At 69.4% G+C, this 13,064-nt stretch carries 12 protein-coding genes; 8 read left to right on the top strand and 4 right to left on the bottom strand.

The genetic code is table 11. The features are described from left to right. Nucleotides 1-225: 225 nt before the first annotated feature. Both arsA and arsD read right to left on the bottom strand, forming a co-directional pair. Nucleotides 226-2,043, bottom strand: a complete 1,818-nt coding sequence (gene arsA, locus E3N94_RS09010) for an arsenical pump-driving ATPase (RefSeq protein ID WP_277870678.1) — start codon at nucleotides 2,041-2,043, stop codon at nucleotides 226-228. A gap of 8 nt (nucleotides 2,044-2,051) precedes the next feature. Then, nucleotides 2,052-2,516: an arsenite efflux transporter metallochaperone ArsD gene (gene arsD / locus E3N94_RS09015; RefSeq protein WP_134415774.1), complete on the bottom strand. Its 465-nt coding sequence runs from the start codon at nucleotides 2,514-2,516 to the stop codon at nucleotides 2,052-2,054. A gap of 191 nt (nucleotides 2,517-2,707) precedes the next feature. Between arsD and E3N94_RS09020 the strand changes: the two genes are divergently transcribed. Both E3N94_RS09020 and E3N94_RS09025 read left to right on the top strand, forming a co-directional pair. Further along, nucleotides 2,708-3,190, top strand: coding sequence for a heme-degrading domain-containing protein (locus E3N94_RS09020; protein WP_134415772.1), 483 nt, complete (start codon nucleotides 2,708-2,710; stop codon nucleotides 3,188-3,190). 154 nt (nucleotides 3,191-3,344) lie between these two features. Continuing rightward, a complete protein-coding gene (locus E3N94_RS09025; protein ID WP_241973083.1) occupies nucleotides 3,345-4,349 on the top strand; it encodes an acyl-CoA thioesterase in 1,005 nt (334 codons plus the stop codon). Nucleotides 4,350-4,482: 133 nt separating this feature from the next. On the opposite strand, the gene E3N94_RS16550 is transcribed toward E3N94_RS09025, so the two are convergent. After that, a complete protein-coding gene (locus E3N94_RS16550; RefSeq protein WP_166784790.1) occupies nucleotides 4,483-4,650 on the bottom strand; it encodes a hypothetical protein in 168 nt (55 codons plus the stop codon). Nucleotides 4,651-5,020: 370 nt separating this feature from the next. On the opposite strand from E3N94_RS16550, the gene E3N94_RS09030 reads away from it, so the two are divergent. Then, nucleotides 5,021-7,672: an excinuclease ABC subunit UvrA gene (locus tag E3N94_RS09030; RefSeq protein ID WP_166784789.1), complete on the top strand. Its 2,652-nt coding sequence runs from the start codon at nucleotides 5,021-5,023 to the stop codon at nucleotides 7,670-7,672. A gap of 58 nt (nucleotides 7,673-7,730) precedes the next feature. Continuing rightward, on the top strand, nucleotides 7,731-9,017 hold the full coding sequence (locus E3N94_RS09035) for a GNAT family N-acetyltransferase (RefSeq protein ID WP_104170965.1): 1,287 nt from the start codon (nucleotides 7,731-7,733) through the stop codon (nucleotides 9,015-9,017). A gap of 43 nt (nucleotides 9,018-9,060) precedes the next feature. Here E3N94_RS09035 and E3N94_RS09040 read toward each other — a convergent pair whose 3' ends face one another. Further along, complete coding sequence (locus E3N94_RS09040) at nucleotides 9,061-9,756, bottom strand: FCD domain-containing protein (RefSeq protein WP_158250247.1); 696 nt, start codon at nucleotides 9,754-9,756, stop codon at nucleotides 9,061-9,063. Nucleotides 9,757-9,967: 211 nt separating this feature from the next. Here E3N94_RS09040 and E3N94_RS09045 point away from each other — a divergent pair, with 211 nt between their 5' ends. From E3N94_RS09045 to E3N94_RS09060, 4 genes are all read left to right on the top strand, one after another. Further along, a complete protein-coding gene (locus E3N94_RS09045; protein ID WP_241987094.1) occupies nucleotides 9,968-11,371 on the top strand; it encodes a gluconate:H+ symporter in 1,404 nt (467 codons plus the stop codon). A 1-nt stretch (nucleotide 11,372) separates the two neighbouring features. Then, on the top strand, nucleotides 11,373-11,957 hold the full coding sequence (locus tag E3N94_RS09050; RefSeq protein ID WP_104100588.1) for a gluconokinase: 585 nt from the start codon (nucleotides 11,373-11,375) through the stop codon (nucleotides 11,955-11,957). Between the two features lie 79 nt (nucleotides 11,958-12,036). Continuing rightward, a complete protein-coding gene (locus E3N94_RS09055) occupies nucleotides 12,037-12,312 on the top strand; it encodes a hypothetical protein (RefSeq protein ID WP_134375211.1) in 276 nt (91 codons plus the stop codon). Between the two features lie 199 nt (nucleotides 12,313-12,511). Next, nucleotides 12,512-13,036 carry a hypothetical protein gene (locus E3N94_RS09060; RefSeq protein WP_134570107.1) on the top strand — a complete coding sequence of 175 codons (525 nt, stop codon included), beginning with the start codon at nucleotides 12,512-12,514 and terminating at the stop codon, nucleotides 13,034-13,036. Nucleotides 13,037-13,064 lie beyond the last annotated feature (28 nt).

Consider the following 13,064-nt stretch of genomic DNA (forward strand, 5'->3'; position numbering starts at 1 on the left):
CGCATCGCCTTCGGCTTCAAATCACCCGACGCCCTCATCGCCCTGGCCATGCTCAGCCTCGGCGGCCACAAACCCGCACTCCCCGGCCGGGTTTAACCCACGGATGAAGCAGGAGAGCCAGAATCTCCGTCGAATTCGTTCGGGACGCAGGTACTGCGGGGCCTCAGACTCGACAGACGTAGGGGCTGGAACGCTGGCCGACCCCCTCGCTGGCCGACCGGCCAGCTAGCGAACGGATGCCGGCGCGGGCTGCCGCCCCGCGGCGAGCGCGAGCAGCGCCGGAATGCCCACCGGCTCCTCCGCCAGCAGCGGCACCACCGCGAGCCGCGGGGCGCGCTTCTCGTGCACGTGCTCGAGCTCGGGGAGCTCGTTCCGGGCCCGCGCGAGCAGCAGCGGGTTGGTCGGCGCCGCCGCGGCGATCGAGTTGTTCACGATCCACGCCCACGGGGTGATGCCGGCCCGCTCCAGGTCGGCCTGCAGCTCCGCGGCCTCGAGCACGGGCGTGGTCTCGGCGAGGGTGACCAGGATCACTTTCGTCTGCTCCGGGTCCTGCAGCCGCATCATCGGCGTCGTCAGACGGATGCCGTCGCCCAGCTGCCGGGTGACCTCGCGGTGGTACGACCCGGTCGCATCCAGCAGCAGCAGGGTGTGGCCCGTGGGCGCGGTATCCATCACGACGAAGGTACCCTTCGCCTCCCGGCTCACGCGGGAGAAGGCCTGGAACACGGCGATCTCCTCCGTGCACGGCGAGCGCAGGTCCTCGCGGAGCATGGCTTGGCCCTGCGCGTCGAGGTGAGCGCCCTTCGTGCGCATGACCCACTCGGTGTAGTTGGCGATTTCGACGGCCGGGTCGATCCGGGACACGGTCAGGTTCGCCAGCCGGCCGGCCAGGGTGTCGTCGAGGTGCGCGGCCGGGTCGGTCGTGGTGAGGTGCACGGGCAGCCCGCGTTCGGCGAGGCTGACGGCGATCGCCGCCGCGAGCGTGGTCTTGCCCACACCACCCTTGCCCATCAGCATCACCAGGCCGTGGCCGCCGGCCTCGATCTCGTCGACGAGAGCCGAGAGCGGGGCCCCCGGAGCGACCGTGGCGATTCCGGTGCCCGGTGTCGGGACGACTGCAGGCTCGAGCAGGCTGCGGAGCGCGGCCAAGCCGACCATGTTGGTGCTCTTCAGCCCCACGTAGTCGGTGGGCGCGGTGCGCAGCCCCGCGGGCATCGCGGCGAGCGCCTGCTGTTCTCGCACCCGGATGGCGTCGAAGAGCGGGTCGGCCTCGGCGGGCGTGCCCGTATCGGCATCAGAATCCGTTGCCGGTCCGGCCGGCAGGATGCCGTTGACCACCAGGTGCTGACGCTGCATGCCGATGGCGGCGAGTTCTGCCTGGGTGCGGGCGGCCTCCCGCAGGGCGCCGCCCTGGGCGCGCGCCACGAGCACCAGCCGGGTGCGGGCAGGGTCGGCGAGGGCGGCCACGGCGTCGGCGTAGACGGCGCGCTGCTTCTCGAGGCCGGAGAGCGGCCCGAGGCAGGACGCGTCGCCCGTGCCCTCGGTGAGGAAGTCGGTCCACGACCCGGGCAGCTGCAGCAGACGGATGGTGTGCCCGGTGGGGGCCGTGTCGAAGAGGATGTGGTCGTACGCGGCCGTCCACGCGGCATCCGTCAGCAGGTCGGTGAACTCGTTGAACGAGGCGATCTCGGTGGTGCAGGCACCCGAGAGCTGCTCCTCGATCGAGGCCATCTCGGCGGGCGGCAGCAGGCCGCGCACCGGGCCGACGATGCGTTCGCGGTACTGCGCGGCCGCCTGCTCGGGGTCGATCTCGAGGGCCGACAGGCCGGGCACCGCCGCGATCGGCGTGACCGTGTTGCCGATGGTCACCCCGAAGACCTGGCCCACATTGGAGGCCGGATCGGTGCTGACCAGCAGCACGGATGCCCCGGACTCGGCCAGACGCACCGCGCTCGCGCACGCGATGGAGGTCTTGCCGACCCCGCCCTTGCCGGTGAAGAAGAGGAAACGTGGGGCGTCGTCGAGGAAGCGCAGGGTCGTCATGATCGGCCCTAGCAGCAGCCGCCGTTGCCGCAGCAGCCGGCATCGGCGCCCGCGGTATTTTCAATGATCTCGGTGGCTGTGGCGCTACCGGACCCGGCCATGGCTAGCAGCCGCACCGTTCCCTCCGGCTGCACGGCCGCACGGTGACTGGCCGCGCCGGTGTCGACAGCCGCCACGTCGGTCCAGCTCGCGAGCTCGGCGCGGGTCGGGTAGCGGCCGGTGAGCACGGTGGCTCCCCCTACGAGCGTGACGGGCAGGCCCTCCTGGCCGACGGTGTGCAGGAACTGGCGGGCCACCTCGTTCTGCACGAAGGCGAGGGGCTCCTGGGCCAGGTTGAATCGGGCAATGTCGCCGCCGTTCGCGCGGGTGAAATCGAGGTCCGCGGAGAAGGTGACCAGCGCCTGGTCGACGTCGACTCCGCAGATGCCTGTGCCGCAGCACAGTCCCGGTTCGAAAATCTCGATGTGTGCCATGGGTGACCATCTCCTAGACCGGCATCCAGAGGGGACGACTTGTCCGTGATGACGGTCCTCCCAGTATATCGACGCTTATCGATATTTGGCGACTCGTTTGCGTTAGCACTGGCTCCCGTTGCGAGCGCGGGAGTGGAAGACTGACTGCGGGCGCCTCTGCCCTGTTCATCATTCAACCCGAAAGGCATGCGATGACCGACGCGCACGACGCCGCAGACCTTCTCCCGCTGCTTTTCGAGCAGGAACGTGTCATTCAGTTCGACTCCTTCGACGTGGGCGACGCCTGGGCCGTCGGGTCGCGGCTCGTGGAACTCGGAAACGCCCGGCGGCATCCGATCGCGGTGTCGATCATGTTCGGCGACCAGCGCGTCTTCCATGCCGCCCTGCCCGGTGCCTGCGCCGACAATGACGCCTGGCTCGAGAACAAGTTCCGGGTGGTGCGGCGCTTCGCCAACTCCTCCTACGCCGTGGGCATGCGCTTCCGAGCGAACTCCCGCGACTTCAGCACCGACTCGAACCTCGACCCGAACACACACGCCGCGCACGGCGGCGCCTTCCCCCTGCGCGTACGGGGCTCGCTCATTGGCGTCGTCGGCGTCTCCGGGCTGGCCCAGCGCGATGACCACGACCTCGTCGTCGAGGCGCTCGAGGAACACCGCCGCACCCACGGCTGACCGGCAACGGTCTGGCCCGCACCCGACTCCCCTGCCCCGGCTGCCCCGTCCCGGCTGCCCCGTCCCGCGGCCCTGTCCCGCAGCCTTGTCCCGCAGCCTGCCCGGATGTGAAAGTCTGGACCGAAGCCCCTGACCTGCTTTCGTTGGAGTATCCGTGACCGCCGCACCTGTCCGTTCGATGTCGCAATTCGACGCGGGCATGCCCGACGACCGCATCACCCTGCGGTTCATGGCCGTTCCCGCCGACGTCGCCGCTTCGGGCGCGACCGTGGCCGCTGGCAGCGTGCTCGAGTGGATTGACAAGGCCGCTTACGCCTGTGCGGTGGGCTGGAGCGCATCCGACACGGTCACCGCCTACGTCGGCAATGTGCACTTTACCCGGCCGATAAAGCCCGGCAACCTGGTCGAGGTGCACGCCCGCATCATCCACACCGGACGCACGAGCATGCACGTGCTTGTCACGGTCGAGACCACGGATGTCCGCGCCCGGGAATACAGTCCGGCGACCCACTGCATCCTCGTCTTCGTCGCCGTCGACGATGCCGGGAAGCCGCAGGAAGTTCCCTTGTGGGTGCCCCACTCCGACGTCGACCGGGAGCTGCAAGAGAACGCGACGGCCCGGCTCGAGCCGCGCAAGCGCATCCAGACTGTCATGCGCTCACAGGAATATACCGATGACAGCACCACGCCAGGCACGATGTTCCGGTTTTTGGCCGACCCCGCCGACGCGAACTGGGGCGGCAACGCCCACGGCGGAACCGTGATGCGCTGGATCGATGAGGCCGCCTTCGCTACGGCGGCGGCCTGGAGCTCCGTAGCGGCCGTTGCCGTCTACTCGGGCGGCATCCACTTCTACCGGCCGATCCACATCGGGCACATCGTCGAAGTGGATGCCCGGCTCATCCACACAGGCAAGCGCAGCATGCACATCAGCATCCGGGTGCGCTCGGGCAGTCCACGCACGCCCCACGATTTGCACCTCACGACGCAGTGCATGAGCATTTTCGTCGCACTCGGCGCGGACGGGCACGCCGAGCCGGTAGAACCACTGACGCTGATCACCCCGGAGGACAAGCGGCTCGACCAGCACGCCCGGGACCTGATGGAATTGCGCGCGCCGCTGGTCATGATGCCCGTTGACCACCTGCGCCTGCCGTGACCGGCGCGCCCTTACGGCCCGAACGAATTCGGCGGAGATTTTGCGCGAATCGGACCTAAATCCTGCGAAAGAGCGCTTTCACGCCAAAATCTCCGTCGAATTGGTTCTACACCGGCTCAGGGGAACCGACGGGTCACTCCGGGGGGTCGTTCGCATGCTCGGCGGCTGCGGCCAGTGCGGCGCGCTCGCTCTTCGAGAGCCGCGCGACGTAAGCGCGCTTGAGTTCGGCCCAGCGGGGCATCGAGACCTGGTTGGCAGGTACCTGCTGGTCGGAACCGGTGGGAGTGGTGCGGTCGGCCATGGGGTACTCAGCGACGCTCGCCGATTGGGGCGGCGCTCGGCGGGGACTGGCGGGACAGGAACGCTCTCTTCAGGGACGCCGAACGCAGCAGGGAAACGTAGTGGGTAGCGGTGGATCCGGATGTATCAGCCAATGGTTCTCTCAGTCTCAAACGTGGTTTGAACGGCACGCCGCTGAGCCTGGTTCAATAGAAGAGCGATCGAGATTGTCACGGTAGAACATCGGGATCTGTCACGGTTGAGCATCGAGATGAAGACCGGCCCACCACCATCAGCGGACGGGATCGCAATTCACCAGTATACCGCGTCGCCTCTCAGGTCCACTGTCTCTAGCCCGGCATCCGCCCAGACGTTCGGGCTAGAGTCGGCGGATGCAACCGCCTCGACCTGACGCCGACACCGCCGCCTCGACCCGGAACGCTCCGTCGACCGCACTAGGGAACGCGCCATTCGCGGGCTTCGTGCAGGTGCGCGGGGCTCGGGAGAACAACCTCCGGAACGTTGATGTCGACGTTCCCCGGGACGCCATCGTCGCCTTCACCGGGGTCTCCGGCTCCGGAAAGTCGTCGCTGGCGTTCGGCACCATCTTCGCGGAGGCCCAGCGCCGGTTTCTGGAGTCCGTCGCGCCCTACGCGCGTCGGCTGATCCAGCAGGGCCACACCCCGCAGGTTGACGAAATCATGGGGCTGCCGCCGGCCGTGGCCCTGCAGCAGCGCCGAGGCGCGCCCAGCTCCCGCTCGAGCGTGGGCACCCTGACCACCCTGTCCAACTCGCTGCGCATGCTGTATTCCCGGGCCGGCATGTACCCGGCGGCTGCCCCACGCCTCGAGTCCGACTCCTTCTCCCCCAACACCGTGGCCGGCGCCTGCCCGCAGTGCCACGGCCTCGGCACGGCGCACACCGTGACCGAGGCGACCCTCGTGCCCGACCCTGCCCTGAGCATCCGTGACGGCGCCATCGCGGCCTGGCCGGGCGCCTGGCAGGGCAAGAACCTGCGGGACATCCTGATCACCCTTGGCTACGACGTGGACACCGCCTGGCAGGACCTGCCGCGCTCTGCGCGGGACTGGATCCTGTTCACTGAGGAACAGCCCGTGGTGGAGGTCACCCCGCAGCGCGACCGCATCGCCAAGCCGTACCAGGGCCGATTCTGGAGCGCGAGGAGCTACGTGCTGCACACCCTGGCCGACTCCAAGAGCCAGAGTCAGCGGGAGCGCGCGCTGCGGTTCGTCGAATCCGGCCCGTGTCCGCTGTGCGACGGCAGCGGTCTCACGCCCGCGGCCCTGGCGGTCACGGTGGCCGGCCGGTCGATCGCCCAGCTCAACCTGCTGCCGCTGACCGTGCTCGCCGAGCTGCTTCGCCCGACGCTCCGGGCGAGCGGCGCCGAGCGCACCGCCGCGCCTGATTCCGCGGAGCCGCACACCGCGAGGCCGCACGCCGCGGAGCCCACGGAGGCCGCCGTGACCCTCACCCGGGACCTGCTCGCCCGCATCGAGGTGCTGCTCGAACTGGGCCTCGGCTACCTGAGCCTCGGGCGCGCGACGCCCACCCTCTCCCCCGGCGAGATGCAGCGCCTGCGCATCGCCACCCAGCTGCGCTCGGGCCTGTTCGGCGTGATCTACGTGCTCGACGAACCGTCGGCCGGGCTGCACCCGGCCGACGCCGAACCGCTGCTGCTCGTGCTGGAGCAGCTGAAGGCATCCGGCAACTCGGTCTTCGTCGTCGAGCACAACATGGACATCGTGCGCCGCGCCGACTGGGTCGTCGACGTGGGCCCGCTGGCCGGGGCCGGCGGCGGCGGCGTGCTCTACAGCGGACCCATCGCAGGTTTGGCCGATGTGTCGGAGTCGGTTACCCGGCAGTTCCTGTTCCCGGCCGCGCCGGAGCCGGCCGCGCCAGCCCCGCCCCAGCCCGACGCGCCCCAGCCCGCGGCGCTGCGCACACCAGAACGCTGGCTGGGCCTGCACGGTGTCACCCGGCACAACCTCCGAGGCGTCGACGCCGGCTTCCCACTCGGTGTGCTGACCGCGGTGACCGGCGTGTCCGGTTCGGGCAAATCCACCCTGGTCAGCCAGGTTTTGGCGGATGCCGTGCGGCTCGCGCTGCATCCGGAGTCCGACGTCGCCGTCGCCTCTGATCCGACGGCAGCCGCAGGCGCCGTCGACGACGACGACGGCGAACGCGGCGACCCCGAGCCGCGGGCGCGGGTCGACCGGATCACCGGCCTGGAGGCCGTGGACCGCCTGGTGCGCGTGGACCAGAAGCCGATCGGGCGCACTCCGCGCTCCAACCTGGCCACCTACACCGGGCTCTTCGACGCGGTGCGCGCGACCTTCGCGGCCACGGACGAGGCCCGGAAGCGCGGCTACGGCGCCGGGCGGTTTTCCTTCAACGTGCCCGGCGGCCGCTGCGAGACCTGTCTTGGAGAGGGCTCGGTGAGCGTCGGGCTGCTCTTCTTGCCCGGCAGCTACACGCCCTGCCCGACCTGCCTTGGCTCGCGCTACAACCCGGAGACCCTTCAGGTGACCTATCAGGGCAAGTCCATCGCCGACGTGCTCGGCCTGAGCGTCGAGGAGGCCGCCGGCTTCCTCGCCGACGTGCCGGCCGCTGCCCGCAGCCTCGCCACCCTGCGGGAGGTCGGGCTCGGCTACCTGCGTCTCGGCCAGCCGGCCACCGAGCTCTCCGGCGGCGAGGCCCAACGCATCAAGCTCGCCACCGAACTGCAGCGCGCCCGCCGCGGCCACACGATGTACCTCCTCGACGAGCCGACCACCGGACTGCACCCCGCGGATGTCCGCCTTCTCCTGGCCCAGCTGGGCCGCCTCGTCGACGCCGGCAATACGGTGATCGTCGTCGAGCACAACCTCGATGTGGTGGCCGCCGCCGACTGGGTGATCGACCTGGGACCGGCCGGCGGAGATGCGGGCGGCCAGATCGTGGCGACCGGAACCCCGGATGCCGTCGCGCGGCACCCGCACAGCCGCACCGCGCCTTACCTTGCCCGCCGCTTGGCTGATCGCTAGTTCGGCGACGCAAGTGCCATAGATTGGGAAGCGTACGTGTCGGCGCGAAGGAGCACTCATGACTGGTTGGCGGATCCGCGACTTTCACTCGGACGACCTCGACGGTATCCTTCGCCTCTGGGAAGAGATCACGGCCGCCAAGACGGAGCCCGTCTACGGCCTGTCCGAGGTGCTGGCCTCCTGCCAGAAGGATGACGCCGTGGTCGCCCTTGCCGGCGACGAGGTCGTCGGGGCCGCCGTGGGCCGCGCCGCCCACGCCCAGGGCTGGGTCGTCTTCCTCGCCACCGCGCAGCGCTACCAGGGCCGCGGCATCGGCACGGCCCTGCTGGCCGCCCTCGAGAAGAAGATGTCCCGGCACGCGTTGACCAAGCTGTCCGCGCTGATGCCCGAATCGGCCACGCGCGTCGACGCCTTCGTGAAGCGGGGCTTCGAGGTCAAGCAGCACCTGCGCTACTTCGAGCGCCACATCCCGGTGCAGCGCGAGGAGCTGCGATCGCTCAGCGAACTGGGCGGGCGCATCCTGCCGCGCGATCTCTGGGAGGGCGTCGGCGGCATGCGAACCGAAAAGGAGCTGCTCGAACGAAGGCTCGTCATGCCGCTGGCCAAACCCGACATGGCCGAACAGTACGGCGTCGTGCCACCGAAGGCGGTCGTGCTCTTCGGGCCTCCCGGAACGGGCAAGACCACCTTCGCAAAGGCCATCGCGTCGCGGCTGGAATGGCCCTTTGTCGAGGTCTTCCCCTCGCGGCTCGCGGCTGACCCCAAGGGCCTTGCCGGTGCGCTTCGGGAGACCTTCCTGAAGATCTCCGAGCTGGAGCACGCGGTCGTGTTCATCGACGAGGTCGAGGAGATCGCGGCGCAACGCGGCGGCGAGCCACCCTCGGCGCTGCAGGGCGTCACCAATGAGCTGCTGAAGATCATTCCCGCCTTCCGCGAGCAGCCCGGCCGGCTCCTGGTCTGCGCCACGAACTTCATCCGCGCCCTCGATTCCGCCTTTCTCCGGCACGGACGCTTCGACTACGTCATCCCGATCGGGCTTCCGGATGTCGCCGCCCGCCAGGCCATCTGGGAGCGCTACATCCCCGAGGGCAGGAAAAGCACGGTCGACCTGAGCGCGCTCGTCACCGCAAGCGACGGGTTCTCACCAGCCGACATCGAGTACGCCGCCCGGCGCGCCTCCCAGCAGGCGCTGGAACGCGCACTGTTCGAGGGGGAGGACGAGTCGACGCCCGGCGGCCCGGGCACCGAGGACTACCTGGTCGCGATCCGGTCGACCCGCACGACCGTGTCGGCCCAGGTCGCCAGCGAATTCCTGGAGGACATCGAGCGGCTCGCCCGGCTCTGAGCACGAGGTGCCGGGCAACGGACACTGCGCCAGGCCGGCAGCCTCAGGCCCCGAGGCCCCGTTCGGCGCGGCCCGATTCCTGGATGAACTCGGTCAGGGTGGCTTCGATCGTGGCATACGACCAGCGGTACGCGGCATCCTCGTCGCGCGCGAACAGCGCCTCGGCCAGCTGGTTGTGCCGGTGGGCCGACGGCGGCGTGTACTCGGTGATGGTGAAGCGCTTCTCCTCCTCGCGCGTGCGGAGGAGCGCCGCGACCGTGCCGGCGAAGTGCCCCATCACGCTGTTGCCGGAGGCGATCAGGATCAGGGAGTGGAACTCGATGTCGGCCTCGAGGAACCCGCGACCGTCGCCGGCAAGATCAGCCGCGACCATGCCCTCGGCTGCCGCCCGCACCGCGTCCAGCTGCTCGGCGGTCATCAGGCGCGCGCTCAGTCGGGCGGCCACAGGCTCGATTCCAAGGCGCAGTTCGAGCATCTCGCGCATCTGGGTGAGATAGTCGGTGCCGCGTCCGCGCCAGTAGATGATCTGCGGGTGCATCAGGTCCCAGGAGGTGCGGGGCAGCACCTGGGTGCCCACCCGCTGCCGCGGCTCGACCATACCCAGCGACTGCAGCACCCGCAGTGCCTCGCGCAGCACGGAGCGAGAAACCGCGAATTCCTCGCTGATCACGTCCAGGTTCAGGATGTCGCCGGTCAGGTATCCGCCGTCGACGATCTGTTGGCCCAGCGAGTTCACCACCCGCGCATGAAGCCCTCGCTCACGCCACACTCCTGCGCCCGCCCCACGGTTCATCTCAGCTTCTCCCTGCGGACTGGCCGCGCGCGTCGTCGCGACGTCGCCCATCGTGATCGTACCGGCGTTGGTCCCGGAGTCACGATTCGTGTGCCACACTCAAATATCTGATTAATCAGATTATTGGACGATGAGGTCGCAGTGAAGCAGCCTCGGAATGGAAATTCAGATGATTCTTCCCTACGCGGCTCCGGTGGTTCCGATTGAACCGGCCGGCAGCGACCTCCAGCTCATCCTCGCCGCCCTCGTCGGCGTCGCGGTGATCATCCTGCTCATCACCTGGCTCAAGGTGCATCCGTTCCTCGCCCTCTCGATCGGCGCCGTGGGCGTCGGCGTCGGGGCCGGCCTCGCTCCCGCCGCCGCCGTCACGAGCTTCAGCGCCGGCTTCGGCGCCACCATGGCCGGCGTCGGCATCCTGGTCGGCTTCGGCGCCATGTTCGGCAAGCTGCTGGCCGACTCCGGCGGAGCCGACCGCATCGTCGACTCGCTGGTGACGCGCTCGAGCGCCCGCACCCTGCCGTGGACGATGGCCCTGATCGGCGGGCTGATCGGCCTGCCGATGTTCTTCGAAGTCGGCCTCGTGCTGCTCATCCCGGTGATCATCCTGGTGGCCCGCCGCAGCGGGCTCTCGCTCATCCGCATCGCCATCCCGGCCCTCGCCGGCCTGTCCGTCATGCACGGCCTGGTGCCGCCGCACCCCGGTCCGCTCGTGGCCGTGACCACTCTCGATGCGAACCTCGGGCTCACTCTCGCGATCGGCGTGCTCATCGCCATTCCGACCGTCATCATCGCCGGCCCGATCTTCAGCCGGTTCGCGAGCCGCTGGGTCTCCGTGCCTGTGCCGGCCCTGTTCCTCACCAACGAGGATCAGGGTCTGGGCGAGAACATGCGGCGCCCGAGCTTCCTGATCACCATCTCGGGCATCCTGCTCCCCGTCGTGCTGATGCTCGCCCGATCGATCGCCGACGCGATCGACCCGGGATCCACCTCGCCTCTCAACGCCACGCTCGACTTCCTCGGCACGCCGATGATCGCCCTCGGCATCGCTGTGATCTACGCGATGATCGTCTTCGGTCGCGGTGGCGGCATGGACCGCGCCGGGGTCGCCAGGTCCCTCTCCGACTCCCTCCCGCCGATCGCGGGCATCCTGCTCATCGTGGGTGCGGGCGGCGGGTTCAAGCAGGTGCTCATCGACACCGGCATCGGCACCGTCATCGCCGACGCCGTGGCCGGCAGCAGCGTCTCGGTGCTCGTGCTGGCGTGGTTCGTCGCCGCCCTGATCCGCGTCGCTACCGGGTCGGCCACCGTCGCCACCGTGACGGCCGCCGGCATCCTCGCCCCCGTCGCGGCCAGCCTGGGCAGCACGGATGTCTCGCTGATGGTTCTCGCCATCGGCGCCGGTTCGCTCTTCCTCTCCCACGTCAACGATGCCGGGTTCTGGCTCGTCAAGGAGTATCTCGGCACGACCGTCGGGCAGACTCTGAAGACCTGGACCGTGATGGAATGTCTGATCTCCGTGGTCGGCCTTGCCGGCGTCCTCCTGCTGAATATCGTGATCTAGCATGTTCGAGACTCAGCAGCCCGTGCTCGTGATCATGGGCATCTCCGGATCCGGCAAGTCCACCGTGGCGGGGCTCCTCGCCGGCCAGCTGGGCTGGGATCTCGAGGAGGGCGACGACCTGCATCCCCAGGCGAACATCGACAAGATGTCTGCCGGTCGGCCTTTGAACGACGAGGACCGCGCGCCCTGGCTCGACACGGTCTCCTCGTGGATCATCGAGCACACCATGGCGGGGGCGCCGGGAATCATCACCTGCTCGGCGCTCAAGCGCCGTTACCGTGACGTGCTGCGCGAGCACAACGTGATCTTTGTGCACCTGACCGGGTCGACGGACCTGATCGGGCGCCGGCTTGCGACGCGCCTCGACCACTACATGCCGACCTCCCTGCTCGATTCGCAGGTGGCCACACTCGAGGCGCCTGACGCCGACGAGCGCGCGATCTCCATCGACGCCGGCCGCGCTCCGGCCGAGGAGGCCGCCGAGATCGTGCGGCGGCTCGGGCTCACGCCCCGGTCCGGCTCGTCGAGCCTGGGCGCGCGAGAACCGGGCAAGTCCTCGGTGCCGGGGTCGCGAGCAATTTCCTGATCGGGTCTGGCGAGTGTCGGCGGCATGAACTACACTCACAGAATCGAATAGATGTTCGAGAAAATCAAGGGAGCCACGCATGCCTCAGATCATTGACGCAGTCGTCGACGTGGAGCTGTCCATCGACGGCGACCCGCGGGCGTTCATCTGGAACCGGTTCGAACACACCGTCATCGGCCAGCCGCAGGCGATCTTCACCCGCACCCGCTGGTGGGAGAATGCCGGCGGCGTGCCGTCCCGCATCGACACCGAGCTCTGGCGCCTCGATGCCTCGCGCGGCGACGAGGAACAACACCGCTACGACCTGCGCCGCGACACCGACGGGTCGTGGGTGCTCGCGCTCGACTGGGGGTGAGCCCCGGCCCGGGTGTCGCCCCGGACCGAGGCTGCTCCCAGCTGACGCCGATCCGCCCGGTATACCCTGAGGGGGCATCCACGGTGAGCGACAGGCCGACGGAAGCCCAGACCACAGTTCGGACGGAGGCGGCAAGCTGCACACACGCGCTGCGATCTCGCTCCGTGGTGGACGCCGGGTCTTCCACTCCGCCCTGCTCATGATGGCCGCGCTGCTGCTCTGCCTGCTCGCGGCGCACACGGCCGGAACCGGACACGGGCCGGCGCACGGACCGGGCGGCCTGTCCTCGGCCCCGACCGCTCCCGCTCCCTCATCAACAACAGCGTCAACAACCATGACCACTGCGATGACCGCCGACGCACACTCCGCGGCCGGGCACACCGCATCATCCGCCGCGCCTCTCGCTGCATCCCTCGCTGCATCCCTCCCCGCATCCCTCACCGGCCCGCTGCTCGAGCGCATCGCGCCCGCGACCGCGACCGTGGTCGCCCTCTCCGCCGGCGCACTCGGCAGCGCCGACACCCACGCGATGTCCGGTCTGGCCACCCTCTCGATGACGTGTTCCCTGCTGCTTGTGCTGGTCGGCCTGATTCTGCTGGCACGGCGCCCGTCGGCCTGCCGTCGCCTGCTCGAGGCCGGCAGCTTCATCGTCGGCTCCTTTTGGGAGATTCCGCTGCACCTGCATCGGCCCCGCCTCACCCTGCTCTCCATCAGCCGCATTTAGGCCGAAACCCTCGCCAGCGCACCCCACC

The organism is Cryobacterium sp. Sr3, assembly GCF_004402835.1.
GTDB classification, from domain to species: Bacteria; Actinomycetota; Actinomycetes; order Actinomycetales; family Microbacteriaceae; genus Cryobacterium; species Cryobacterium sandaracinum.

What these genes read in the sequence shown, in the direction of transcription:
- E3N94_RS16550 (WP_166784790.1), bottom strand. Translation starts at nt 4,650, where the DNA reads ATGGCCGACCGCACCACTCCCACCGGTTCCGACCAGCAGGTACCTGCC.
- E3N94_RS09055 (WP_134375211.1), top strand. Translation starts at nt 12,037, where the DNA reads ATGCCTCAGATCATTGACGCAGTCGTCGACGTGGAGCTGTCCATCGAC.
- arsA (WP_277870678.1), bottom strand. Translation starts at nt 2,043, where the DNA reads ATGACGACCCTGCGCTTCCTCGACGACGCCCCACGTTTCCTCTTCTTC.
- E3N94_RS09020 (WP_134415772.1), top strand. Translation starts at nt 2,708, where the DNA reads ATGACCGACGCGCACGACGCCGCAGACCTTCTCCCGCTGCTTTTCGAG.
- E3N94_RS09045 (WP_241987094.1), top strand. Translation starts at nt 9,968, where the DNA reads ATGGAAATTCAGATGATTCTTCCCTACGCGGCTCCGGTGGTTCCGATT.
- E3N94_RS09030 (WP_166784789.1), top strand. Translation starts at nt 5,021, where the DNA reads ATGCAACCGCCTCGACCTGACGCCGACACCGCCGCCTCGACCCGGAAC.
- E3N94_RS09035 (WP_104170965.1), top strand. Translation starts at nt 7,731, where the DNA reads ATGACTGGTTGGCGGATCCGCGACTTTCACTCGGACGACCTCGACGGT.
- E3N94_RS09060 (WP_134570107.1), top strand. Translation starts at nt 12,512, where the DNA reads ATGATGGCCGCGCTGCTGCTCTGCCTGCTCGCGGCGCACACGGCCGGA.
- E3N94_RS09050 (WP_104100588.1), top strand. Translation starts at nt 11,373, where the DNA reads ATGTTCGAGACTCAGCAGCCCGTGCTCGTGATCATGGGCATCTCCGGA.
- arsD (WP_134415774.1), bottom strand. Translation starts at nt 2,516, where the DNA reads ATGGCACACATCGAGATTTTCGAACCGGGACTGTGCTGCGGCACAGGC.